This is a genomic window from Halpernia sp. GG3 (assembly GCF_052976925.2).
Genome location: NZ_JBRIIR020000006.1, coordinates 446,891 through 471,906, shown reverse-complemented (window position 1 = coordinate 471,906; position 25,016 = coordinate 446,891). Strand labels below are relative to the sequence as shown.

Annotated in this window: 22 protein-coding genes and 1 riboswitch; of the genes, 6 read left to right on the top strand and 16 right to left on the bottom strand. The window is 32.6% G+C overall.

What is annotated here, in order from left to right; genetic code table 11:
* On the top strand, positions 1–653 hold a 653-nt coding region (locus ACVBED_RS03250; RefSeq protein ID WP_473094476.1), incomplete at its 5' end, for a S24 family peptidase.
* Positions 654–719: 66 nt separating this feature from the next.
* Here ACVBED_RS03250 and ACVBED_RS03245 read toward each other — a convergent pair.
* The 4 genes from ACVBED_RS03245 to gyrB form a co-directional block, all read right to left on the bottom strand.
* Positions 720–1,517, bottom strand: a complete 798-nt coding sequence (locus ACVBED_RS03245; protein ID WP_473094475.1) for an RsiV family protein — start codon at positions 1,515–1,517, stop codon at positions 720–722.
* Between the two features lie 103 nt (positions 1,518–1,620).
* Entirely contained in the window at positions 1,621–2,946 is a 1,326-nt protein-coding gene (locus ACVBED_RS03240) for an APC family permease (protein WP_473094474.1), read from the bottom strand.
* Between the two features lie 3 nt (positions 2,947–2,949).
* Entirely contained in the window at positions 2,950–5,382 is a 2,433-nt protein-coding gene (locus tag ACVBED_RS03235) for a TonB-dependent receptor plug domain-containing protein (RefSeq protein ID WP_473094473.1), read from the bottom strand.
* A 73-nt stretch (positions 5,383–5,455) separates the two neighbouring features.
* Positions 5,456–5,560, bottom strand: a riboswitch (SAM riboswitch).
* Positions 5,561–5,813: 253 nt separating this feature from the next.
* Positions 5,814–7,748, bottom strand: coding sequence for a DNA topoisomerase (ATP-hydrolyzing) subunit B (gene gyrB / locus ACVBED_RS03230; protein ID WP_473094472.1), 1,935 nt, complete (start codon positions 7,746–7,748; stop codon positions 5,814–5,816).
* A gap of 174 nt (positions 7,749–7,922) precedes the next feature.
* Here gyrB and ACVBED_RS03225 point away from each other — a divergent pair, with 174 nt between their 5' ends.
* Positions 7,923–9,062: an acyl-CoA dehydrogenase family protein gene (locus ACVBED_RS03225; protein ID WP_473094471.1), complete on the top strand. Its 1,140-nt coding sequence runs from the start codon at positions 7,923–7,925 to the stop codon at positions 9,060–9,062.
* Between the two features lie 67 nt (positions 9,063–9,129).
* On the opposite strand, the gene ACVBED_RS03220 is transcribed toward ACVBED_RS03225, so the two are convergent.
* Entirely contained in the window at positions 9,130–10,416 is a 1,287-nt protein-coding gene (locus tag ACVBED_RS03220) for an adenylosuccinate synthase (RefSeq protein WP_447121129.1), read from the bottom strand.
* A 362-nt stretch (positions 10,417–10,778) separates the two neighbouring features.
* Between ACVBED_RS03220 and thrS the strand changes: the two genes are divergently transcribed.
* Together thrS and infC are read left to right on the top strand one after the other, a co-directional pair.
* The gene (thrS, locus tag ACVBED_RS03215) at positions 10,779–12,698 is read left to right on the top strand and encodes a threonine--tRNA ligase (RefSeq protein ID WP_473094470.1); all 1,920 of its coding nucleotides are present in this window, start codon (positions 10,779–10,781) and stop codon (positions 12,696–12,698) included.
* A gap of 87 nt (positions 12,699–12,785) precedes the next feature.
* Positions 12,786–13,346, top strand: coding sequence for a translation initiation factor IF-3 (infC, locus tag ACVBED_RS03210; RefSeq protein WP_447121163.1), 561 nt, complete (start codon positions 12,786–12,788; stop codon positions 13,344–13,346).
* A gap of 117 nt (positions 13,347–13,463) precedes the next feature.
* Here infC and gapS4b read toward each other — a convergent pair whose 3' ends face one another.
* Together gapS4b and gapS4a are read right to left on the bottom strand one after the other, a co-directional pair.
* The gene (gene gapS4b / locus ACVBED_RS03205) at positions 13,464–14,570 is read right to left on the bottom strand and encodes a GapS4b family protein (protein WP_473094469.1); all 1,107 of its coding nucleotides are present in this window, start codon (positions 14,568–14,570) and stop codon (positions 13,464–13,466) included.
* Positions 14,571–14,576: 6 nt separating this feature from the next.
* Positions 14,577–15,512, bottom strand: coding sequence for a GapS4a family protein (gene gapS4a, locus ACVBED_RS03200; protein WP_473094468.1), 936 nt, complete (start codon positions 15,510–15,512; stop codon positions 14,577–14,579).
* A gap of 438 nt (positions 15,513–15,950) precedes the next feature.
* Between gapS4a and rpmI the strand changes: the two genes are divergently transcribed.
* Positions 15,951–16,148, top strand: a complete 198-nt coding sequence (gene rpmI, locus ACVBED_RS03195; RefSeq protein ID WP_090078229.1) for a 50S ribosomal protein L35 — start codon at positions 15,951–15,953, stop codon at positions 16,146–16,148.
* Between the two features lie 121 nt (positions 16,149–16,269).
* Complete coding sequence (rplT, locus tag ACVBED_RS03190) at positions 16,270–16,614, top strand: 50S ribosomal protein L20 (RefSeq protein ID WP_473094467.1); 345 nt, start codon at positions 16,270–16,272, stop codon at positions 16,612–16,614.
* A gap of 114 nt (positions 16,615–16,728) precedes the next feature.
* Here rplT and hisIE read toward each other — a convergent pair whose 3' ends face one another.
* The 9 genes from hisIE to ACVBED_RS03145 form a co-directional block, all read right to left on the bottom strand.
* Positions 16,729–17,316 (bottom strand): bifunctional phosphoribosyl-AMP cyclohydrolase/phosphoribosyl-ATP diphosphatase HisIE, encoded by a 588-nt coding sequence (gene hisIE, locus ACVBED_RS03185; RefSeq protein WP_473094466.1) that lies wholly within the window; start codon positions 17,314–17,316, stop codon positions 16,729–16,731.
* Positions 17,313–18,065, bottom strand: coding sequence for an imidazole glycerol phosphate synthase subunit HisF (hisF, locus tag ACVBED_RS03180; protein WP_473094465.1), 753 nt, complete (start codon positions 18,063–18,065; stop codon positions 17,313–17,315). Before hisF ends, hisIE begins: the two co-directional genes overlap by 4 nt.
* A gap of 2 nt (positions 18,066–18,067) precedes the next feature.
* On the bottom strand, positions 18,068–18,781 hold the full coding sequence (gene hisA, locus ACVBED_RS03175) for a 1-(5-phosphoribosyl)-5-[(5-phosphoribosylamino)methylideneamino]imidazole-4-carboxamide isomerase (RefSeq protein ID WP_447121126.1): 714 nt from the start codon (positions 18,779–18,781) through the stop codon (positions 18,068–18,070).
* The gene (gene hisH, locus ACVBED_RS03170; protein ID WP_473094464.1) at positions 18,781–19,362 is read right to left on the bottom strand and encodes an imidazole glycerol phosphate synthase subunit HisH; all 582 of its coding nucleotides are present in this window, start codon (positions 19,360–19,362) and stop codon (positions 18,781–18,783) included. The genes hisA and hisH overlap by 1 nt, the downstream gene beginning before the upstream one ends.
* Positions 19,359–20,453 (bottom strand): bifunctional histidinol-phosphatase/imidazoleglycerol-phosphate dehydratase HisB, encoded by a 1,095-nt coding sequence (hisB, locus tag ACVBED_RS03165; protein WP_447121125.1) that lies wholly within the window; start codon positions 20,451–20,453, stop codon positions 19,359–19,361. The genes hisH and hisB overlap by 4 nt, the downstream gene beginning before the upstream one ends.
* On the bottom strand, positions 20,454–21,479 hold the full coding sequence (gene hisC, locus ACVBED_RS03160) for a histidinol-phosphate transaminase (RefSeq protein WP_447121124.1): 1,026 nt from the start codon (positions 21,477–21,479) through the stop codon (positions 20,454–20,456).
* Complete coding sequence (gene hisD / locus ACVBED_RS03155) at positions 21,469–22,767, bottom strand: histidinol dehydrogenase (RefSeq protein WP_447121122.1); 1,299 nt, start codon at positions 22,765–22,767, stop codon at positions 21,469–21,471. Before hisD ends, hisC begins: the two co-directional genes overlap by 11 nt.
* Before the next feature lie 10 nt (positions 22,768–22,777).
* Positions 22,778–23,635 carry an ATP phosphoribosyltransferase gene (gene hisG, locus ACVBED_RS03150; RefSeq protein ID WP_447121121.1) on the bottom strand — a complete coding sequence of 286 codons (858 nt, stop codon included), beginning with the start codon at positions 23,633–23,635 and terminating at the stop codon, positions 22,778–22,780.
* A 222-nt stretch (positions 23,636–23,857) separates the two neighbouring features.
* Positions 23,858–24,961 (bottom strand): glycosyltransferase family 4 protein, encoded by a 1,104-nt coding sequence (locus ACVBED_RS03145; protein ID WP_447121120.1) that lies wholly within the window; start codon positions 24,959–24,961, stop codon positions 23,858–23,860.
* Positions 24,962–25,016 lie beyond the last annotated feature (55 nt).

Genomic DNA, 25,016 nt, shown 5'->3' with positions numbered 1-25,016 from the left:
AAGATGGTGCGTCTGAGCCACCTTTAGAAATTTTAATCAGAATTTCAAAATATTTCCATATCAGCATCGATCTTTTGGTATCTGTGAACGTTCGGAAATATCCTTTAGACAAAATAATGAAGTTACCCGATAACCGAATTGTACTTCCGGTAAATGTCGATTCGGCAGGAGAAAATATGATAGAAATTATTCCACACAAAGCGCAAATGGGTTATCTCAGCGGTTATACAGACCCGGAATATATTGAAAGTTTACAAAATATTTCGCTGCCTTTCTTACGTAATGGGAAATACCGTGCTTTCCCAAGTAGTGGCGATTCTATGCCGCCTTACGGTGAAGGCACTTACATTGTGGGAAAATATTTAGAATCTTTAGCGGATTTAAAAAAGAAAAAAACCTATATTTTTATTACCCGAAATGAAGGAATCGTTTATAAAAGACTCGTGGAAAAATCTGAAAAAAGTCTGACTGTCGCTTCGGATAATACTTTTTATGAACCTTATGACATTAAATATTCTGAAATTTTAGAAATCTGGAGTTATGCGTGCAGTATAAATACTGTAGAATTTGAAAAAGAGGTATTAGACACGCAGGTCATTATGAATACGCTGAGAAATATTCATTCTTTGGTGAAGAAGCAGACAACAGTTTAAGGTTAATAATTTACTTCATTCTTTTTTCTTGATAAAAAAAGCCGGTAATAAAACCGACTATAATTTTTACTTAATATTGTTTTCTTTCTTAAACTTAGACTTTAGATACTGAGAGATTTCAGAAAATGGAATATCAATTTTTATAATTCCCGAGGAATAGGGTGCAATTTCATATTGACCGTAAACAAAGTATAAAGTGTTTTTATCATAATAAAAATTATTATTCAGCGGAATTCTTTTATCAAAAAGTAAATCAATAGTATAATCTTTATTTTTTAAAAAATTCTTCATCATAATTGGATCCCAACTTTTAGCATCTGTGGTTTTTAAAATATCTTTTAACTGGATTGTTTTATTGTTTTTTAAATCAAAGTTTTTGTAAAATTCATAGTAATAACCGTGCGCACCGCCAGAAAAACCGTCGCCAGTATATTGTAAAGTCATGAAATTTCCATCTTTATTAAAAAGTTTCATACTGGAAGTTTGATTCCATGTTTGCTTAGAAACTTCAGGATAACCCTCCATATCTTTTCTATTTTCTGCAAAATATTTCTCTTTTTTATCTTTTAGTGCTTTCTGTAAATCTTCTTTGCTATAACTCGCTAATTTTAGATTAGCTTTAGAATAAATACTGTCTAATAAAGTTTTATTTTTCAAACTTGGGAATACTAAAACCGAAGTCTTAAAATTAGCCGTAAGACTTTTGCTAATTTTTACAGAATCACTCAATTTAACGGAATCTATACTAAATTTTACTTCTTCAACTTTCGCAGAGTCTTTGTTGGACGTAATTGTAGTTGTTTCCGTTTTTTTACAACTAAAAAGTGTTGCAATTAAAAAACCTGCAGCAATAATATTTTTCATGGATAGTTTTTAAAAAACATTAGATACAAAAAACAGTCCTAAAGTTTTAGCCAAAAAAAAGCCCGTTGAAAAAACAGGCTTTATATTTATTATGGAAATTTATTTAAACATCAATTTTTTGTTTTGATGACATGTCCTCAATTTTATTCCCAGTTTTACTATCAAACCTGTATATAATAAAGCCTAAAACGATGATTAAACATCCAACTAGACTTTCTTTAGGATTATTCTCGAAAGTAAAATATAAAATGTAGAAACTAAAAATTAAAAAAACAGTCGGGAAAACATAGAACAAATTATTTTTAAAAATTTTACGATTTTCTTTTTTAATGAAAAACGCAGTAGAAATAGCAACAGTCGCTAAAACTTGAAGCACAAATGAAGTATAGGTAAATATTTCCCTGAAACTTCCTGTTAAAATAATCAAAATTGCGATAGTAGCATGCGTAAAAATCGAACGAACTGGGACATGGTGTTTATTGGTTTTTGCAAGTGGACTCCACAATTTATTTTCTACTGCGGTGGCTTGTGTAATACGCGATCCTACCCAAAGATATCCGCTAATTGTAGCAACTAACTGTAATGCAATGAAGAAATTAATTATTTTCCCAGTCTTTCCGAGCATAAATTTTGCTGCAATTCCCATAACGTCTTCTTTACCTTGTAATAAAGAAATTGGAGCGTTTTTCAACATTATAAAGTTAATAAAAACGTAACAAATGGTGACGAAAAGTGTTCCGATAATTAATGCTTTTGGCAGATTTTTGTTGGGATTTTCAATTTCACCAGAAATATAAGATGCAGAATTCCAACCGGTATAAGAGTAACCTACAAAGATTAATGAACTGGCGAATGTCGGCAGTAAAATTTCAGTTTTCCAACTTAAATCAAAATTAAGACTACTAAATTTGGGATTTTCTGGAAGATAAATCCCCACTGCAATTAAAATAATAATGAATAAAATTTTAATTAAGGTGAAAAAATTATGAAATTTCCCAGATACTGAAACACTAAATGATAAGGCGAAAGCGACCGCTAAAATAACCGCAATCGAAAAATAATTACCAAAATTATAACCAAATGCCGCTAGATATTTGCTCATCGCTAAAGCCGCCAAAGCAACTGGGGCAGAAAAACCAATGACCAATGATACCCAACTACTTAAATACCCAAAAATAGGATGAAAAGTACGAGAAAGATAAATATAATCTCCGCCATTTCCTTTGAAAAAAGTGCCTAATTCAGCATAACAAAACGCACCAAAAAGTGCTAAAACGCCACCAATTATCCACAGTAACAATATAGTAAACGTGTTATGCAAATCGGCAACTTGAAATCCTAATGTTGTAAAAATACCCGTCCCTATCATGTTAGAAATCACAATCGCAGCAGCCGTTTTCCAACCAATTTTACTTGGGATCTTACTCATTTTCTAGAAATTATAATTTATCCTTCCGAAGAAATAGGCCCCTAAAGTTCCCATTTGTACCGGTGCATATTTAAACACACCAAAGTAAGAATTTTCATAGATCTGCTTATCCGGGAATACATCAAACACGTTATTAGCACCAATTGTAACATTAATTTTTTTAGTAAAATCATATCCTAAACTTACATCAGTAACTACTTTTGGACTGAATTCTTGTACTAAACCAAAAGGAAAGCCATCTCTGATCACTTTACCAAACATGGTGTTTCTTACCATCAAATTAATTTTGTTAATTTTATAATTCAAACCCAAAGTTGCTTTGGTTTTAGGTGAAAGCGATTCTATAATGTTGATTTGATCGGGTCCAAAATAATCGTTTTGAGAAAGTCCATTTGCTGTTAAACTTGTAGGAAAATGAAAATTGGTAATTTTGGTTTCGTTATAATTTCCTGCCAAATTAATATCTAAAATACCACCACCAATATTCCATTTATAGGTTGCAACTACATCTACACCTTTCGTTTTAGTATCAATCGCGTTGGCAAATAATCTTGCCGCTTCTGCACCATTTTGTGTAATCAAAGAACTACTAATTTGGCTAGTAAGTACAATTCTATCTTTTACCGTTATTAAATAACCATCCACTGTGATAAATAAATTATCCAAAGGTTTCAAAGTAAAACCAAGACTTGTATTAATAGATTTTTCTTGTTTTAATTTATCAAAACCCAATGCTTTTGCAACATCGCTATCATTATTAAAAATTCCTTTATTTACAATCCCTACACCTGTAGTGGAAATATCAGAATAAAAATTACTAAAATATTTCTGTTGTAAAGACGGAGCTCTAAAACCTGAACTTATGCCACCTCTAAGGGCAAAATTTTTCAAAATCTCATACCGCATTGCTAATTTACCATTGATGGAGTTTCCAAAATCTGAATAATGCTCAAATCTAGTAGCCACATCAATATAGAAATTTTTAATATCATAAGATACATCTGCATAGGCTGATAATGAATTTCTATTCTTGGTTAAAGCATTCGCCGGAGAAAAACCTGTGAAAGATTGGGACCCTCCAGTTCCTGAGATATCACTTGTGTTGGTAGAAGAATTGGCAATATTTCCATAGATGTCGTAAGTTGCATAAGATGCAACCTCGCCAGTTTTTATTTGATATTGCTCAAAACGATACTCACCACCAAAAGCAAGATTAATTTTTTCAAATTTTTTGCTGATGTCTAAATTGATCGTATTTTGTAGAAATCCATGAGAACCAGCGTAGAAACTTGTAGGAGATTTTGCACCTAATGACGCGTTGTTAGTATTACTTACGTTATACTCAAAAACGTTGCTCCCAAAAGTATTGCTAAAATCTGCACTCCAATTATTATCGTGGTAGCGTACACCTGCAGATTGAGAAATATCATAAATTTTTGAACCTAAAATTGGTTGAAAACCATTTGGATAAATGGATAAAACTACATTACTAGTTTCGCTTGGCAATCTTCTAAATCCATAACCTTGTCCCTCTTTTATGCTAAATCCGCCAAAAGTATAAACAATAAATTTATCATTTAATTGATATTCTGCATTTAGAAAAAGTTGACCTAATTTAATATGCGCATCTCCCACTTGAAAGTTGAAATAATCTCTTGTTAATCCTCTTTTAGCAATTTCGGCATCATCAGCTGACCTTGCCGCAGCAGGATTATCTGCAAAATCATATGCAAAATTATTCCCAAAAATATCAAGATTATTATTCTGAGTCCGGTTAGTTTTTTGCCTGTCACTCAGTTGCAAAGTAAGATTTATTATACCTTTATCTTTACTAATACTTGCACCATAATTGACACCGGCTTGTAAATTTCCACCATCACTTCTACTGGTTTTTCCGTAGGTAATAGAAGCTGAAGCGCCTTGATTTTTTTTAAGAATAATATTGATGACACCTGCAATGGCATCAGAACCATATTGTGCAGAAGCACCATCTCTTAATACCTCTATTCTATCAATAGCTAAAACAGGAATTGTGCTTAAATCTGTACCCACAGAACCATTCCCAACTGTATTTTGATAATTAACCAAAGAAGTTGTATGTCTTCTTTTTCCATTAATTAATACTAAAACTTGGTCTGGCCCCATACCTCGTAAAGTAACAGGATCAATATGTTCCGTACCATCAGAGGCAGATTGATGCACTGAATTAAACGAAGGAATAATATAATTTAATAAATCTTGCACGGTACTTTGAGGCGCAGATTTTTGAATTTTTGCAACCGAAATAACATCAACTGCGACTGGAGAATTAATTTTAGAACGAGGTAAACCACGATTTCCCACAATCACGACATCCTCAATATCCTTGGTTTTTTCTTGTGCATAAATACTATAGAAAGTTCCTAATAATAAAATAGAAAAAGTAATTTTCTTCATTCCTTAATTTTTAGATTTTTAACGCTAAGTAATAAAAACGAAATATCAAGAAATAATAAAAAAAGTAATTCATATATTATCTTCCCCATTAAAGGGTGGATTTAGCACCATTACACCATAGAAATGTCGGTTGCCAAGGTTTCAAAGGGCCAAATCCCTCCACCTTTCTTGATAAGTCTGCGCAAAAATAAATTATTTTGCAATATAATCCAAATAAGAGAAATATTAAAATTTAAATTTCATATTTGGTCATATAAAATTGAGTGAGAAAAAGGCGATTCATAGGTCATTTAACGTAAAATATTTTAAGAAATTTTTACGAAAAAGCAAATTGTCTTTATATTGAATTTATCAATTTTTAATTTACTCTTAGAACTAAAAAAATCCCAACCATTTTAAGGATTGGGATTAATTATTATCAACAAAAACGCTTAAACATCAATTTTTGCATATTTTGCATTTTTCTCTATAAATTCACGTCTCGGTGGAACTTCATCGCCCATCAACATTGAGAAAACATTATCTGCATCCACCGCATTTTCGATAGTTACCTGTTTTAAAGTTCTGTTTTCAGGATTTAAAGTGGTTTCCCATAACTGCTCTGGGTTCATTTCACCCAAACCTTTGTAACGCTGTACATCAACGCCTTTTCCATCTGGTGAAAGTTTGAAAGTTTCTTCTTCACGTTCCTTTTCATTCCAGGTGTACACTTTTTTATTTCCTTTTTTAAGTAAATAGAGTGGCGGCGATGCAATATAAACATAGCCGTTTTCAACTAATTCCTTCATATATCTAAAGAAAAATGTCAAAATTAAAGTCGAAATATGCGCGCCATCAATATCGGCATCACACATAATGACTATTTTGTGATAGCGTAATTTTTTTATATTTAAAGCCTTAGAATCTTCTTCTGTGCCGACACTTACACCAAGTGCAGTGTAAATATTTTTAATCTCTTCATTATCGTAAACCTTATGAAGCATTGCTTTTTCAACATTTAGAATTTTACCTCTTAAAGGTAAAATCGCTTGAAACAACCGGTCACGACCTTGTTTTGCAGTTCCACCTGCAGAATCTCCCTCGACAAGAAACAATTCACTTTCAGCAGGATCTTTTGAAGAACAGTCAGACAATTTTCCTGGCAAACCACTTCCGCCCATCGGCGATTTACGCTGCACCATTTCGCGGGCTTTTTTCGCTGCTTGCCTCGCTTTCGCCGCTAAAACTACTTTTTGAACGATAATTTTGGCTTCGTTCGGATTTTCTTCCAAGAAATTGGAAAGCATTTCACCTACGATCTTATCAACTGCACTCGCCACTTCAGAGTTTCCTAATTTTGTTTTGGTTTGCCCTTCAAACTGAGGCTCCATTACTTTAACGGAAATAATGGCGGTTAAGCCCTCTCTAAAATCATCGCCTGTCACTTCTACTTTTTCTTTGGCAGGAAGTCCTAGTTCGTCAGCAAATTTTTTCAAAGTTCTTGTTAATGCACGTCTAAAACCTGTCAGGTGAGTTCCACCTTCGTGGGTATTAATATTATTAACGTATGAGTGTAGATTTTCATTGTAAGATGTGTTGTAGCGCATTGCAACTTCCACAGGAATATCGTCTCTTTCACCTTCCATGAAAATTACTTTTTCCATGATAGACTCACGATTTCCATCAATATATTCTACAAATTCTTTTAAACCACCTACTGAGTGAAAAACTTCTGAAGGAAAACTGCCGTCATCTTCAGTCTCACGTTCATCGGTTAAAGTAATTGTAACACCTTTATTTAAATAAGAAAGTTCACGCATTCTTGAAGCCAAAGTGCTGTAATTAAATTCTAACTCATTAAAAATAGAACCATCAGGCTGAAAAAAAACTTCTGTTCCTCTAATATCTGTCGTTCCAATTTCTTTCACATCTGCTAAAGCAGCACCTTTTGAATATTCCTGTTGATGCACTTTTCCTTCTCTAAAAACAGTCGCAACCAATTTTGTAGAAAGTGCATTTACCACAGAGACTCCTACACCGTGCAAGCCACCGGAAACTTTATAAGAATCTTTATCAAATTTACCACCTGCGCCAATTTTAGTCATTACAACTTCCAGCGCAGATTTTTGTTCTTTTTCGTGTAAATCAACAGGGATTCCACGGCCATTATCTTTTACAGAAATACTGTTTCCTTCATGAATTATTACTGAAATAGTATCGCAATGTCCCGCTAAAGCTTCATCAATTGAATTATCTACTACTTCATAAACTAAGTGGTGAAGTCCTCTTAATCCTATATCCCCGATGTACATGGACGGTCTTAATCTCACATGTTCCATTCCCTCTAAAGACTGTATGCTACTCGCGGTATATTGTTTATTGCTCATTAATTTTGTTTTTAAAAATACCAACAAATATACAAAAAATAACACGAAATTTCTCACGAAAAAGGATTGTTCCCTGAATCCATTTTAAATATTTTATCGTATTTCAAATGACATGAAGTAACTTTTTTTAACAAAATTTATATCTAATTCCTTATCTTTACCCAAAAAAAATTTATGAATTCTGAAATGAGAGAAAATATTCAGATGATTGCCGAAACCGCAAAGGATTTCGCTGAAAAAAATATTAGACCGAATATTATGGATTGGGATGAAAGTCAAACTTTTCCTGTAGATCTTTTTCACCAACTTGGCGAAATGGGTTTTATGGGAATTGTAATTCCTGAAAAATATGGCGGTTCCGGTTTAGGTTACCACGAATATGTGACAATTTTGGATGAGATTTCCCAAGTTGATCCATCAATCGGCTTATCTGTTGCAGCGCACAATTCTTTATGTACAAATCATATTTATGAGTTTGGAAATGAGGAACAACGCAATAAATGGCTGCCGAGTTTAGCTTCCGGAAAAGTACTCGGTGCATGGGGATTAACTGAACATAATACAGGTTCAGATTCTGGCGGAATGAGTACAACTGCTGTAAAAGACGGTGATGACTGGATCATTAATGGTGCAAAAAACTTTATTACGCATGCAATATCTGGCGACATTGCGGTTGTAATGACCAGAACTGGGGAAATAGGCGCAAAAAATAATTCTACAGCGTTCGTTTTAGAAAAAGGAATGGCTGGATTTACTTCCGGTAAAAAAGAAAATAAACTGGGAATGCGAGCGTCTGAAACTGCCGAATTGATTTTTGACAGCGTCAGAGTTTCTGATGCAAATAGATTAGGCGAAGTTGGAAGCGGTTTTAAACAAGCCATGAAAATTTTAGATGGCGGTAGAATTTCTATCGCGGCTTTAAGTTTAGGAACTGCAAAAGGCGCTTACAAAGCAGCTTTAAAATATGCACAGGAAAGAAAACAATTTGGAAAAACGATTGCAAGTTTTCAGTCGATTAATTTTATGTTAGCCGATATGGCAACGGAAATTGACGCGTCAGAATTATTAATCAACAGAGCCTCAGATTTAAAAAATGCCAAGGCAAAAATGACCAAAGAAGGTGCAATGGCAAAACTTTATGCTTCTGAAGCTTGTGTAAGAATTGCGAATAATGCAGTTCAGATTTTTGGTGGTTACGGATATACCAAAGATTTCCCGGCAGAAAAGTATTACAGAGATTCTAAACTTTGTACGATTGGTGAAGGAACTTCTGAGATCCAGAGATTGGTGATTGGAAGAGAGATCACAAAATAGTATTTCTTTAAACAAATAAAAAAAGCATCTTGAGAAAGATGCTTTTTTGGTTGAATATTGTTTTAATCTAAAACAACTCCTTTCTTATAATATTCTGATTTCGTTCCGGTCCTACAGAAACCAAATAAACATTAATACCTAAGTGTTTTTCAATAAATTCAATGTATTTCTGAGCGTTTTTAGGAAGTTCGTCGTAAGAAGTAACTTTGGTTAAATCTTCTTCCCAACCGTCCAATTCTTCATAAATCGGTTCATAATTGTAGAGTTTTGTAGTAGATGAAGTAAAATAATCGATGATTTTTCCGTCTTCGGTTTTATATTTGGTAGCAATTTTTAAAGGATGAATTCCGGTAAGAACATCCAGTTTTGTAATCACTAAATTATTTATGCCGTTGATCATGGTCGCATGTTTCAAAGAAACTAAATCTAACCAACCCGTTCTTCTCGGTCTTCCAGTTGTAGCGCCAAATTCAAAACCAATTTGTCTGATTTTTTCACCCAATTCATTATCGAGTTCAGTTGGGAAAGGTCCTTCTCCTACTCTCGTTGTGTAGGCTTTTGCAACACCAATTAAGTTCTGAAGACTTGTTGGCGGAACTCCGGCCCCTGTACAAACGCCGCCAGTTGTGGGTGACGAAGAAGTCACGTAAGGATAAGTCCCGAAATCAATATCTAACATTGCCGCTTGTGCACCTTCAAACAGAACGTTTTTCCCTTCTTTTATAGCCTCATTTATTTCCACTTCGGTATCTACAATTCTATCTTTTAAGATCTGACCTAATTCTAAAAATTCATTATAAATAGTATCAAAATCCAAAGTTGGCTTTTCATAATATTTCTCAAAAAGTGAATTTTTATTTTTGAGATTTTTCTTAATTTTTTCGGCTAAAACTTCTGGATTTAGTAAATCAACCATTCTAATTCCAACTCTAGCAATTTTATCTTCATAGCATGGACCAATACCTTTTTTTGTCGTTCCAATGTGCGTTCCGTCTTCTTCCTCTTCTCTATAAGTGTCCAGCAAACTATGATAAGGCATAATAACGTGAGCTCTTCGGGAAATAAAAACGTGATCTGTTCGCATTCCTTTATCCTCAATTTGCTTTATTTCGCTTAAAAACGCTTTTGGGTTCACTACCACTCCATTTGCGATGACACATTTGCCTTTGCATTGCAAAACACCGGAAGGCAAAAGATGCAAAACAAATTTTTCTTCACCCACATAAACAGTGTGTCCCGCATTATCACCACCTTGAAAGCGCACGACATAATCAGATTTCGCAGAGAGAACGTCAGTAATTTTACCTTTTCCTTCGTCGCCATACTGAAGACCAACTACCACATAAGTTGCCATATATTATTTGATTTTTTTGGATTCGCACAAATTTAGTTCTTATAAATAAAGTCGGCAAATTAGAAACGAAACTTTCTTATTAAATTACTAACAATTTGAAATCTCAATAATTTATAAACTTCTTACTATTTTATGTAATTTTTTTTAGAGCATTTTCCCGCTGTTCACTGTATCTTTTTTTGCGCTCGCTTCGCTCGCGCAAAAAAAGGATGCCGTTTCCATCGGGGCTAGTTACAAGTTTCACATGAATAAAATATTGTTATACAAAACTTATTTTCATCCGTTTATTTAGCAAGAGTTAAAGCCTCATTAAATCAATAAAATAAAAGAATTTTCGTAAATTTGTGCCTCAATAATTTTATATGTTAAAGATTACACTTCCAGACGGAAGCATCAAAGAATTTGATCCGGCAACGACGCCACTTGATATTGCGAAATCTATTAGTGAAGGTTTGGCGAGAAACACCATTTCTGCAGTGGTAAACGGAACTCAAGTAGAAACGACGACGCCAATTACAGAAGATTCCACGGTGCAACTTTTAACCTGGAATGATGATCTTGGTAAAAAAGCCTTTTGGCATTCTTCTGCGCATCTCTTGGCACAGGCAATTTTAGATTTTTATCCAAATGCAAAATTAACGATCGGACCTGCAATAGAGCAAGGTTTCTATTATGATGTGGATTTTGGTGATGAAGTTCTATCTGAAAAAGATTTTGAGAAAATTGAAAAAAAAATGCTCGAACATGCGAGAATCAATTCCATTTTCGAAAAATATCCAGTTTCAAAAGCTGATGCTTTAAAAGAATACGCCGATAACGAATTTAAAACAGAATTGATTACCAACTTAAATGATGGCGAAATTACTTTTGTGAAGCATGAAGATTTTATCGATTTATGTCGTGGCGGTCACATTCCAGGTACAGGAATTGTGAAAGCGGTAAAAGTATTGAACGCAGCCGGCGCTTACTGGCGTGGAAATGAAAAGAACAAACAACTTACAAGAGTTTACGGAATTTCTTTCCCAAAACAAAAAGATTTAACTGAATATCTAGAAAGATTAGAAGAAGCAAAACGCCGTGATCACCGCAAATTAGGAAAGGAATTAGGGATTTTTGCCTTCTCAGAAAAAGTAGGTGCAGGTTTGCCTTTATGGTTGCCGAAAGGAACTGCTTTAAGAAAAAAATTAGAAGAATTTTTATCAAAAGCGCAAAAAAAAGGCGGTTATGAATTTGTAATGACCCCGCATATCGGGTCAAAAGAATTATACGTGACGTCAGGACACTGGGATAAATACGGCGCAGATAGTTTTCAGCCAATAAAAACACCGAATGACGGTGAAGAGTTTATGCTGAAACCGATGAATTGTCCGCATCATTGCGAGATTTATAAAACATCACAATGGTCTTACAAAGATTTACCGAAACGTTACGCAGAATTTGGGACAGTTTACAGATATGAACAATCTGGCGAATTACACGGATTAACGAGAGTTCGCGGTTTTACCCAAGATGATGCACATATTTTCTGTACGCCGGATCAATTAATGGAAGAATTTAAAAAAGTAATTGATTTAACACTTTATGTATTTAAATCTTTAGGCTTTGAAGATTTCGTGACACAAATTTCATTGCGTGATCCAGACAATAAGGAAAAATATATCGGTTCTGATGAAAATTGGGAAAAAGCCGAAAAGGCAATCATGACTGCCGCCAAGGAAAAAAATCTCACAACGGTTATTGAATATGGTGAAGCTGCTTTTTACGGACCAAAATTAGATTTTATCGTGAAGGATGCCCTAGGCAGAAAATGGCAACTCGGAACCATTCAGGTTGATTACAATTTACCCGAACGTTTTGATCTTTGGTATAATGGAAGTGATAACGAAAAACACCGTCCGGTAATGATTCACCGCGCGCCATTTGGTTCTATGGAACGTTTTATTGCAATTTTATTAGAAAATACAGCGGGCGATTTTCCACTTTGGTTGGCGCCGGATGCATTCACCATTTTACCAATCAGTGAAAAATATGTAGAATATGCGAAAAAAGTTTCACAATTGTTAGAAAATCACGATATTTGCGGACTTATCGACGACCGAAATGAGAAAACCGGTAAGAAAATAAGAGATGCAGAGTTGCAGAAGTTACCATTCATGCTGGTTGTTGGTGAAAATGAAGCAGTTAACGGCACGGTTTCTGTAAGGAAACGAAATGAAGGCGACTTAGGCGAAATGAGTGTAGAAGATTTTGCGAATTACTTTAAAAAAGAAGCGAAAATTTAGAGCAAAATTATAGCAATTTGTAACAGATTGCTTCGCTAGGCTCGCAATGACAGATAAAATTAGAATTAACTTTAAAATAATAAAACCATAGCACTAAAACGATTTAATAGCAGAGGTCCACAGCGACGCGTACAAGAAGATTTACATCAAATCAATGATAAAATCCGCGCCCGGGAAGTTCGTCTTGTTGGCGATAATGTGGAACCAGGTGTTTATCCCCTAGAAAAAGCAAAGCAAATTGCGAGAGATCAGGAGTTGGACTTGGTGGTGATTTCGGATAAATCTGAACCATTCATCAGTCGAATTTTAGATTACAAGAAATTTCTTTACGAACAAAAAAAGAAAACAAAAGAACTAAAAGCCAAGCAAGTAAAAGTAGTTGTAAAAGAAATACGTTTCGGTCCGCAAACGGATGATCACGATTACGAATTTAAGAAAAAACACGCTGAGAAATTCTTAGAAGAAGGTTCTAAATTGAAAACTTATGTTTTCTTTAAAGGCCGTTCTATCGTTTTTAAGGACCAAGGTGAGATTTTACTTTTAAAACTGGCGCAGGAATTAGAGCATGTAGGAAAAGTTGATCAGTTGCCAAAACTGGAAGGTAAGCGAATGATCATGATGATGAGCCCGAAGAAAGCGGCGAAATAATTTTTCGATTTATAAATATTTAAAGAGACCTTTTTGGGTCTCTTTTTTATGCGATATATTCATTTAGAATTCTGTGAACGTGAACTTATACACAGTTCTAATTTACGACCTCACACGTTATAATATTTTAAACCTATTGTAACTTTCAATTTTTTTCTTCTCAAAGAATTCTAATAATTTTTTTCTAATTTTATTTTCAATACTTGGAATTTTATCTTGTCTGTTAAGTATTAAGTCAATTGATATTTGAAAGTCTGCATTTTCGTCTTTAGATTTTACAAAATCTGGAAAACCTAAATTAATGACAGCATTTCCTTCAATGCCATTATAATTAAGTTTATACTTATATTTCACAGCACCAAAAATTAATTTAGGATAGTAATCTTCTTTATATATTAGAACATGATTCTGTAAACCTTTACCGCTCAATTTTAAATTATCAATTTCGTCCAAGAATATTTTAACATCTTTGTGGCTTTCCACATTTTCGTCAAGATATAAATCAATATCAGTTATTGATTTAAAATCAAGGTATATGGTAAAATTGCTAGTAAATGAATAAAAAAATTTTATTCTAGAGGTATTATTAAAATGATTATATCTAACAGATATTATGTCATCATAAGATTTAATTATGGACTTTTCAAAGAGTTTCTCTTTTAAAGCAACCATTATTAATTTATTTACTTCAAATGTTTCTTTAGAAGTTGAGTCTTGTTGAACAGAAATTTGTATGTCAGTATCAGAAATTTTTTTTAAGGTTACAGCACCTTTGTGATAAGTTTTATTATTTGTCCAATCACTTAATAAATTTTCTCTTTCAATTTGATATTCGTAAACAGCTGTAAATTCATCTTCAAAATAAAAGTTAGGATTACCAATCACAGAAAAATTTGGTTTATAGGTATGTTTTTCTCTGATTAATGAATTTAAATCTAAAGCGTTACTAAAAATATCAGGGAAGTCGAAGTCAGTTTTGCAATTTATAGATGACGTTCTATATTTATTAGTTTCCTCTCTAGTTTTTTGAGTTTCATATAATTCTAAAAAGTCTTTCGGACTTATTATACTCTTCATAATTAGTGGAACTGAGTTGTTTTTTTGATTGTGCCCCAAAAAAACACCCTTTTCTCTAAGTAATGAATTGATATTTGAATCTGTAATGTTAGATTTTACAAGTAATTGTCTAATATAATCTCCTTGTGGCAATATATCTTTATTCATAATATTTTAGTTTCTAAAATCCGCAGGAAATTTTTTAATTAATAGATTCTCATATAAACTATATGTGGGAAAATTTGAAAGAATTTGTTTTACCTGATTATCGTTTAATAAATAATCGTAAGATTTATAAAATAAAACTACTTTATCGATTGCATTTAATTGATCAAAAGATTTAGAAAAATTTAGTATTTGTGAAAATTGGTCTTCAGAGAAATCATCATTTATAAATACTCGTAATTCTACATTTTTCCCATCAGTTATACGTATTGGAATTATATCTGAATACAAATAATTAATTGGAAAGATTTTACCGTAAGCCTTTCCCTGAATTGATGTGAAATTTAAACCAGAGTTATGATAGACAAAATCAACATTGTTGGAACCTAAAATCTCTCTAGTTTTATAAATACTTTCGTACAAAAAATTTACTTTAGAATTATCTAAAAGTATAATTTTATCAAAAATAAAATCGTGATCAATTTGAATTTTTGCTACATTCGAAGTCAAATCAAAATCTAAAGCACTAGTGTTTGACAGCCAAACTAAAATTCCAAATATTTCTGTTTTATTTACTTCTTTAAAATTTTGATTGAGACTACTTTTTAATTTTGAATTATTAAAACATTCTAATGTAAAAGCTAAGTCTTTGATATGTGTTTTAAATAGATTGGAAGGATATTTAGGATAATCGCCGCCAACATATTTTGATGAAATAACACCAATATCAAGTGTGTAATCTTCAACAGGACTTTTGTAAGCTATAAGACCATCAACACCGTGTGTTGTTTTGCTGTTTTTTGCAGATGTGTCTTTATGTTTTAAACCCTTTATACATTCTATTGAATTATTTTCTTGAAGTGAGTTATAACTTAAAATTTCTTCAAAAATAAATTTGACTATTTTTTCTCCCTTCTCTCCAATAGATTTAGACCATTCTCCCATAATTTTTCATAAATTAAAAATAATGTAGCACATTTTCTTTCAAATATACAAGTTTTAAAAAACCTACGAGTTATTTATTTTCTATCAATTGCAATTCCAATCAGGTCTTCCCCTCAAAGAAAACAAAAACCCACTTTCTAGCCCCGAGTGAAACGGCATCCTTTTTTGGCGCGAGCGAAGCGAGCGGCAAAAAAGATATAGTGGAAAGCGGGACCAATCTTCGCACAAATACCAAATCTTGTTGCTCCTAAAAAATGAACGTTTCGATAATAATATCGTTTTTGGAAAAATTTGAATATTAGGTTTCGAAAACAAAATTATCTTTTCATATTTCCCTAAAATTTTGTACTTTTGCAGTCTGAAAAATGTGGACATTTCTATGAAGAGGCGTTTGCATCATGAAAAAGATATTGATAACAATAATATAAATTAAGGAAAATGCCAAAATTAAAAACTAAATCAGGTGCTAAAAAGCGTTTTAAGCTTACCGGAACTGGTAAAATTAAAAGAAAAGGTGCTTTTAAAAGCCACATCTTAACTAAAAAAGAAACGAAGCAAAAGAGAAATCTTACGCAGACTTCTTATGTTGCGAAAGTGGATACGAAAAGTGTTTTACGCCAATTAGCTTTAAAGTAGTTTTTATAAATCTCAATCGGTTTATAGAAATTCAACAATTTCAATAAAATTTAACCCTGAAATGGTGCAGCTAAGCGCAATGAAATAATTTGCCGCCCTTTTCAAAAAAACAAATTTAATTATGCCAAGATCAGTCAATTCTGTAGCGTCTAGAGCGCGAAGAAAAAAATTAATGAAACAAGCCAAAGGTTTTTTCGGAAGAAGAAAAAATGTTTGGACTGTTGCTAAAAATGCGGTACACAAAGCAATGGAATATGCTTACCGCGGTAGAAAAGAGAAGAAAAGAAATTTCAGAAGTCTTTGGATTATGCGTATTAATGCAGGTGCAAGAGAATACGGAATGTCTTATAGCCAGTTTATGGGCGCTTTGAAAAAGCACAACATTGAGTTGAACAGAAAAGTTTTAGCAGATTTAGCAATGAATCATCCTGAAGCCTTCAAAGCAATCGTAGACCAAGTAAAATAAATTAAAAATTTTTGTTATCAATATTAAAATCCCGAAGTTTTCTTCGGGATTTTTTTGTTAAATTAATTAGCCACGAATAATTAAGGAAGCATTCGTGTACACGTTGAGATTTTTTTATTTATTTCGTTCCGTTAAGATTTTTTCCACATCGTCAAGTTTAAAACCCTTGGCTTTTAGTAGAATTAAATAATGGTACATTAGATCTGCGGCTTCGTTTAAAAACAAATTAGCATCATTGTCTTTCGCTTCTATCAAAAGTTCTACGGCTTCCTCTCCTACTTTCTGTGCGACTTTATTGATGCCTCTTTTAAATAAATCATAAGTATAAGAATTTTCAGTTTTCTCATCAATTCTTTGAGAAATTTTTTCTTCTAATTCATATATAAATCCTTTGGTGTTTTTGTCCCCAAAACAACTAAAACTTCCTGTATGGCAAACAACATCTGTTGGTTTTGCTAAAATTAAAAGTGCATCAGAATCACAATCTTTTTTTATGTCTTTTGCAAAAAGAAAATTACCCGAAGTTTCACCTTTTAGCCAAAGTCTGTTTTTACTTCTGCTAAAAAAATGAACGCGACCGTCTTCAACTGTTTTTTCGTAGGCTTCAAGGTTCATATAACCCAACATCAAAACCTGTAAACTCGACGAATCCTGCACAATTACGGGGACTAGACCATCACCTTTTTCAAAATCTATTATCATCTTATCGCTATTTTATTATTTTTTAATTTTAATTTTAAGTCAGGAATTTGAACTTCGCCAAAGTGAAAAATACTCGCTGCCAAAGCACCTGTTGCATGAGTTTGTGTAAAAACTTCCGTAAAATCTTCAATTTTCCCCGCACCACCAGAAGCAATTAAAGGCAAATTGGAAACTTTTGAAACTTCCTTTAATAATCTGATATCAAAACCTTGTTTTGTACCATCAAAATCCATCGAAGTTAAAAGAATTTCGCCTGCACCTAGATCTTCTGCTTGTTTTATCCAGTCTAGAGTTTGAAGTTCAGTCTTCACTTTTCCACCATTCACAAAAACAAAATCCTGAGTTAAAATTTGTTTAGAATCTACTGCAACAACCACGCATTGATTTCCAAATCTTTTAGAAATATCAGAGATTAATTTCGGATTTTTAACGACCGAAGAATTAAGTGACACTTTATCAGCGCCGGCTTTTAAAAGTAAATCAACGTCATTTAAAGTTGAAATTCCGCCGCCAACGGTAAAAGGAATATTGATTTCTTTACTGAGTTCTTCAACCAAATGAATTAAGGTTTTTCGTTTTTCATCCGTCGCAGAAATATCCAAAAAAACAAGTTCATCTGCGCCTTGTTCGGAATATTTTTTAGCCAGTTCTACAGGATTTCCCGCATCCCGAAGTCCAACAAAATTGATTCCTTTTACCGTTCTTCCGTCTTTGATATCGAGACATGGAATTATTCTTTTTTTTAACATATTTAAAGGAATTTTTGAAGGTCTTTAAAACTTATTTTATTCTCGTAAAGTGCCTTTCCAATTATCGCACCGCTGCAACCCATTTCTTTTAATTGCTCTAAATCATTGGTATTAGAAACACCGCCGCTTGCGATTAAATTAATTTTAATTTGGCTCAGAATATCTTCGTATAATTCATTAGATGAACCTTCGAGCATTCCATCTTTGGAAATATCTGTGCAAATCACATTTTGAATTCCAACTTTTTTATAACTTTTAATAAAATCTACCACATCTAAATTTGATTCTTCTAACCAACCCGACGTTTTTATTTTTCTGTCCAAACAATCTGCACCTAAAATAATTTTTTCAGCGCCATATTTTTTAATCCAGTCCAAGCATTTTTCCCGATTTTGAACCGCTATACTTCCAATGGTTATTTGATTTGCACCGGCATTAAAAGCAATTTCAATGGCTTCATCAGATTTTATTCCACCACCAAAATCAATAATTAAATTAGTTTCTTTTGCAATATTTTCCAAAACTTTTGCATTGATAATTTTGCCAGATTTTGCACCATCCAGATCTACTAAATGTAAATATTTTATACCTTGGGCTTCAAATTCTTTTGCAACGTCAACGGGATTTTCATTGTAAATTTTCTTGGTATCGTAATCGCCTTTTGAGAGCCGAACACATTTGCCGTCGATAATATCTATGGCGGGAATTATTCGCATTATTTTAAATTTAAAAAGTTTTCTAGAATTTTTGAACCAATATCACCAGATTTTTCGGGATGAAACTGTGTTCCATAAAAGTTATTTTTTTCTAAAGTTGCGCTAAAAGGTAAAATATAATCACAAACTGAACTTGTTTCCTCACCTATTTCACAATAATATGTATGAACGAAATAAAGATTATCATCAACCGTAATATTTTCCAAAATTTTACTATTGATATTTTGTAAATTATTCCAACCCATGTGTGGAACAATTTCCGTAGTGGGAAAATTTTTAACGTTAATATCAAAAATTCCCAAACACTCAGTTTCACCTTCTTCAGAATAATTACAAAGCAATTGTTGACCCAGACAAACACCCAGAAATGATTGTTTTAAAGTCGGAATTAATTGCTCTAATTTTTTTTCTTTTAAAAACTTCATTGCTGTTGACGCTTCGCCAACACCAGGGAAAATTACTTTTTCAGCATTTCTGATTTCGTCAAAATCCGAAGTTAAAAGAATTTTAAAACCTAACTTTTCTACAGCATTTTGAACGGATTTTATATTTCCTGCGCCGTAATCAATTATTGCAATCATAAGGAACCTTTTGTGCTTGGAATGGAAAAATTATTTTGATCTTGTTTCGCTGCCGTTTTCAAAACTTTAGCAAATGCTTTAAAAATAGATTCAATTTTATGGTGCTCATTTTCACCTTCACATTTAATATTTAAATTAGATTTCGAAGCATCAGAAAACGATTTAAAAAAGTGATAAAACATTTCTGTTGGCATTTCTCCAATTTTCTCTCGTTTAAATTCAACATCCCAAACTAACCAATTTCTTCCCCCAAAATCTAAGGCAATTTGCGCCAGACAATCGTCCATCGGTAGAACAAAAGCATATCTTTCGATGCCCTTTTTTGTTCCTAATGCTTGCAAAAAACATTCGCCTAAGACAATTGCAGTATCTTCAATCGTATGGTGTTCATCGACTTGTAAATCGCCATCAACAGAAATATTTAAATCAAAATTGCCGTGTTTAGAAATCTGCTCAAGCATGTGATCAAAAAACGCTAAACCAGTATTAATGTTGGATTTCCCGGAACCATCAAGATTTAATTCAACAGAAATCTTAGTTTCATTCGTATTTCTAATAACTTTACATTTCCGAGGAATTTCTTTTAAATATTGATAAACTTCATCCCACGATTTCGTCGTTAATGTTGCTTCGTCAAAATCCTCTTCACTTATAAAAATTGATTTTGAACCTAAATTTTTAGCTAATTCTACGTCCGTTTTTCGGTCGCCAATGACATAAGAATTTTCGAGATCGTAATTACCGTGAACATACTTTTGCAACATTCCTAATCTTGGTTTTCTATTCGGCGACTTATCTTCTTCAAAACTATGGTCGATTAGTTGTTCTGAAAATTCAATGCCTTCACTTTTTAAAATTTTAAGCATTTTTTCATGCGGTAAATCAAAAGTATCTTGCGGAAAACTTGCTGTTCCCAAACCATCTTGATTCGTCACCATGACCAATTCATAATCTAATTCTTTTACGATTTTTGCTAAATTTTGTAAAACCTTTGGATAAAATTCCAATTTTTCTAGAGAATCAACTTGGAAATCGTTTGGCGGTTCTAAAATCAAAGTGCCGTCGCGGTCTATAAACAATACTTTTTTCATTTAATTAATCGATTTTAAAACAGTTATTAAACTTTCATTTTCTTCCGAACTTCCAACACTAATTCGTAAACAATTTGCCAGAGAAGGATGTCTTAAACTTGTCAATATTTTATTTTCTAATAATTTATTGTAAACTAATTCAACTTTTTCAAATTCTATTAAAAAGAAATTGGCGTCTGACGGATAGATTTTTTTTATAAATTTTAGCTTTAATAACTCACTTTTTAGTTGTTCTCTTTCGCTAAAAATAGAAACTAAATTCACATTATAAATTTCTAAATTCAAAAGATTTTCCAGTGCTTTATTTTGATTTTGTGAACTCACATTGTAAGGCGGTTTCATTGTCATTATCAAATCTGCAATTTCCTTGGAAGCAAACCCAATTCCTATGCGTAAACCTGCCATTCCAAAGGCTTTTGACAAGGTTTTTAAAATAATTAAATTCGGATATTTAGTTAGTAATTTAACCGCAGAAATCTCTTTTGAAAACTCAATATAAGCTTCATCAACTACCACAATTCCGTTAAAATTCGAAATAAAATAGTCGATATTATCAATTGAATTTCCGGTTGGATTATTGGGGGAACAAAGAAATAGTAATTTAGCTTTTGAAGTCTTTAATTTTTCATCAAAATCCGCTTTATCAATCTGAAAGTCTTCGTTTAAATCTAATTTTTCGACCTTTAACCCATTTACTTTTCCGTAAAATTCATACATCACAAAACTCGGATTCATTACCATTATTGAATCTTTTTCCGGAATTCCAAAGGCACGAATTATTAAGTCGATCAATTCATCACTTCCATTTCCTATGAATATTTGCGCTACATTCACCTCATTTATTTCCGCAAATTTCTGTCTTAATTTTAAACTTTTAGAATCTGGATAACGATTAAATTCTCCAAAAGGATTTTCATTGGCTTCTAAAAGAACTAAATCGTCATCTGAAAAACTTTCTCTCAGGCTATTGTAAGGTTTCAAATCCAAAATATTTGGACGTACTAAATTTTCTAATTTAAATTCCATTTTGTAAAGATTTTAAACGAAGTGTAACTGCATTTTTATGAGCAAAAAGACCTTCTGCTTCTGCCATTAACTCAACCGATTTTCCAATATTTTGTAAACCTTTTTGAGTTAAATTTTGGAAGGTAATTTTTTTAACAAAACTATCTAATGAAACACCGCTGTAATTTCTTGCAAAACCATTCGTTGGCAAAGTATGATTTGTTCCTGTCGCGTAATCTCCCGCGGCTTCAGGACTATAATTCCCAAGAAAAACAGAACCTGCATTTTCAATTAAGTTAATGTAATTTTCTGAATTTTCCACTGATAAAATTAAGTGTTCCGGAGCATATTCATTGCTAAATTCAAAAGCCTCTTCAACAGAATTAAGTAGAATAAATCTGCTATTATTCAACGCTTTTTTAGCCATTTCATTCCGAGATAAATTTTCAACCTGTAATTTTATTTCTTCCATAGTTTTTGAAAAAACCTGCTCATCAGTTGCAACAAAAACAACCTGAGAATCTACGCCGTGTTCGGCTTGTGACAATAAATCTGCCGCACAAAATTCTGGATTTGCCGAAGAATCAGCGATCACTAAAACTTCACTTGGACCAGCTGGCATATCAATAGCAACGCCATTTTCCACCGCTAATTGTTTGGCTTCCGTCACATATTGATTCCCTGGACCGAAAATTTTATCAACTTTAGGAATACTTTCTGTTCCAAAAGTTAACGCTGCGATTGCTTGTGCACCACCAATTTTATAAATTTTTTCAATACCGCATAATTGTGCAGTAAATAAAATAGCGGGATTTACAGATCCGTCTTTTTGCGGTGGCGTACACAAAATGATATTTTTACAACCTGCAATTTTTGCGGGAATCGATAACATTAAAATAGTCGAAAAAAGCGGCGCCGTTCCACCTGGAATATACAAACCTACATTTTCAATCGCTCTACTTTCCCGCCAACAAGTAATTCCTGGTTGGGTTTCAATTTTATTAATTTCCTGTTGCTGCGAATTATGAAATTTAAAGATATTGTCTTTTGCCTGTTTAATGGCATTTTTCAAATCCTCGGAAATTTCATTTGAAGCAATATCTATTTCGTCATGAGAAACTAAAAAGTCATCAATTTTAACACCGTCAAATTTCTCTGAGTAATTTTTTAAAGCAAAATCGCCACTCGATTGTACCGATGTAAAAATCTCCTGAACTAAATTCCGTAGGTTTTTCCTTTCCAAAACCGGTCTCGTTACTAAATTCTTCCATTCAGTTTTTACCGGAAATTTATATATATTATTTATCATAATTAAATTATTAAAGTACCATTTTTTCAATTGGAATAACTAAGATTCCTTCTGCACCATATTTTTTCAACTCGTCAATCACTTCCCAAAATTCACTTTCCCGAACCACCGAATGAATACTGCACCATTCTGGATCTGCGAGTGGTAAAACTGTGGGCGATTTTATCCCCGGTAAAACACTGATTATTTGTGGCAAAGATTTCGTCGGTGCATTAAGCAAAATATATTTATTTTCGCGGGAATTAAGAACTGCTTGAATACGAAAAAGTAAACGTTCTAAAATTTCTGAAATTTCCGTTGACAAATTAGTGTTAGATACCATAACTGCTTCACTTTTCAACACTTCAAATACTTCCTTCAAACCATTATGAAGAAGCGTTCCACCAGAACTTACTAGATCTGCGATTGCATCTGCAAGACCAATACTTGGCGCGATTTCTACACTGCCAGAAATCTCTGTAATTTCTGGTACAAAGTTTTGTTCTTCGAAAAACTTAGTCAAAATATTTGGATAACTCGTTGCAATTTTTTTTCCTTTAAAATAAGATAAATCTTTACAGGAAGAATCGTTTGTTACTGCAAGCGATAAACGACACTTTGCAAATCCTAATTTTTTAATTACTATAATGTCTTTTTCCTGCTCTAAAACTTCGTTTTCGCCGATAATCCCGATATGAACGATATTTTGTTCCACATATTTTGGAATATCATCATCACGAAGAAAAAGAATTTCTAATGGAAAGTTAGTAGCAGAATTTTTTAATTTACTTTTAAAATCCGGGAAACTAATTCCGCATTCCCGTAGTAACTCTAAAGATTTTTCGCTGAGGCGACCATTTTTTTGAATTGCAATTTTTAATTTGTTCATTTATTTTTAGAATGTGTCTGAACAAATTTTTAGAATTTTAAATTAAAAAAAACCATCTTGCTCAGACGGTTTATATATTATTTTTAATTTTTAAATCATAATAGTAATCAACTCGTCTTTTGGATGAGATGATGGTGATGAAAGAAAATTGTAGTTATTTGCATTTGTAAATTATGCAGCAAAGATGTAAAATAGTTATTTAACTGACAACTAATTTTAAATTTATTTTTGTAAAACTTCTTCGTAGACGTTTATTAAATTTTTTGCGATTTTCTCATCGATAAACTTTTGAACAAAATCAAAACCTTTCTCTTCCAGTCGATTTCTTTCAGATTTATTACTCCAAAGAAATAAAATTTTAGATTTTAAATCTTCTATATTTTCTGGATTTACATAAAGTGAATTTTCTCCGGCTGCTTCTGGAAGTGAACTTGTGTTGCTAGTAATTACCGCAGTTTTAGAAAATAATGCTTCAATTACCGGAATTCCAAAACCTTCAAATAAACTTGGATATACGAAAATATCTGCCAGTTGATAGATTGCTGAAAGTTCTTCCACCGAGACATTTTCTAAAAAATGCACCTGATTTTTGAAATTATTTTTTTTAATAAATTTTTCAACTTTTTTAAAGTATTTTGTTTTTTTACCAATCACTAAGAGATTAATCTCGGTAGTTGTAATTGCTTTTACAATATTTAAAAGATTTTTTCGCGACTCGATCGTTCCGACATTCAAAATAAAACGTTCGGGTAAGTTAAATTTTGCTTTAGTTTCTGTTAAAAATTCTGACGATTTTTTTTCCTTAAAAGTTTGATGACAGCCTTGATAAACAACTCTTACTTTTTCAGTAGGGATTTTTAAAAATCGAATTATGTCTCGTTTTGTCTGTTCTGAAATTGCAATTATTAAATCGGCCTGCTCACAGGCTTTTTTAAATTTCCAGAAGTGAATATTGCGGTCAAAAAAAGAATAATACTGTGGAAAGCGAAAAAAAATTAAATCATGGATCGTTACGATTTTTTTAATTGATTTTTCGTTCCATTTTAAAGGCAATTCGCCAGAAAGCCCATGGAAAATATCTGCATTAATTTCTTGCGAAACTTTACCAAACTTTAACTGACGCGCAAATTTTCCACCAGAAACTTTCAAAAAATTAACATTATTTGATTCTAAAATTTCTTTCCCGCGTTCAGTCTGTTTTTGTTCTATTAAAACATAATCGTTCTGTGGAAAATATTCTGCTAAAATCCGGATTAAATCCCGTGAATAGTTTCCCAAACCAGAACTATTGTGAAAAAAACGTTTGGCATCAAATGCGATTTTCATATGTAGCTATGTATGTTTTTTGTTTGCAATATGGAATCTCCTACCTTGATCTGTA

Coding starts and splice junctions, on each gene's coding strand:
- hisF (WP_473094465.1), bottom strand. CDS start 18,065: ATGTTAAAAAAAAGAATAATTCCATGTCTCGATATCAAAGACGGAAGA.
- gapS4b (WP_473094469.1), bottom strand. CDS start 14,570: ATGAATAAAGATATATTGCCACAAGGAGATTATATTAGACAATTACTT.
- hisD (WP_447121122.1), bottom strand. CDS start 22,767: ATGATAAATAATATATATAAATTTCCGGTAAAAACTGAATGGAAGAAT.
- ACVBED_RS03220 (WP_447121129.1), bottom strand. CDS start 10,416: ATGGCAACTTATGTGGTAGTTGGTCTTCAGTATGGCGACGAAGGAAAA.
- ACVBED_RS03240 (WP_473094474.1), bottom strand. CDS start 2,946: ATGAGTAAGATCCCAAGTAAAATTGGTTGGAAAACGGCTGCTGCGATT.
- ACVBED_RS03145 (WP_447121120.1), bottom strand. CDS start 24,961: ATGAAAATCGCATTTGATGCCAAACGTTTTTTTCACAATAGTTCTGGT.
- rplT (WP_473094467.1), top strand. CDS start 16,270: ATGCCAAGATCAGTCAATTCTGTAGCGTCTAGAGCGCGAAGAAAAAAA.
- thrS (WP_473094470.1), top strand. CDS start 10,779: ATGTTAAAGATTACACTTCCAGACGGAAGCATCAAAGAATTTGATCCG.
- hisB (WP_447121125.1), bottom strand. CDS start 20,453: ATGAAAAAAGTATTGTTTATAGACCGCGACGGCACTTTGATTTTAGAA.
- hisA (WP_447121126.1), bottom strand. CDS start 18,781: ATGCGAATAATTCCCGCCATAGATATTATCGACGGCAAATGTGTTCGG.
- ACVBED_RS03245 (WP_473094475.1), bottom strand. CDS start 1,517: ATGAAAAATATTATTGCTGCAGGTTTTTTAATTGCAACACTTTTTAGT.
- ACVBED_RS03225 (WP_473094471.1), top strand. CDS start 7,923: ATGAATTCTGAAATGAGAGAAAATATTCAGATGATTGCCGAAACCGCA.
- hisIE (WP_473094466.1), bottom strand. CDS start 17,316: ATGATAATAGATTTTGAAAAAGGTGATGGTCTAGTCCCCGTAATTGTG.
- hisH (WP_473094464.1), bottom strand. CDS start 19,362: ATGATTGCAATAATTGATTACGGCGCAGGAAATATAAAATCCGTTCAA.
- gapS4a (WP_473094468.1), bottom strand. CDS start 15,512: ATGGGAGAATGGTCTAAATCTATTGGAGAGAAGGGAGAAAAAATAGTC.
- gyrB (WP_473094472.1), bottom strand. CDS start 7,748: ATGAGCAATAAACAATATACCGCGAGTAGCATACAGTCTTTAGAGGGA.
- ACVBED_RS03235 (WP_473094473.1), bottom strand. CDS start 5,382: ATGAAGAAAATTACTTTTTCTATTTTATTATTAGGAACTTTCTATAGT.
- rpmI (WP_090078229.1), top strand. CDS start 15,951: ATGCCAAAATTAAAAACTAAATCAGGTGCTAAAAAGCGTTTTAAGCTT.
- hisC (WP_447121124.1), bottom strand. CDS start 21,479: ATGGAATTTAAATTAGAAAATTTAGTACGTCCAAATATTTTGGATTTG.
- hisG (WP_447121121.1), bottom strand. CDS start 23,635: ATGAACAAATTAAAAATTGCAATTCAAAAAAATGGTCGCCTCAGCGAA.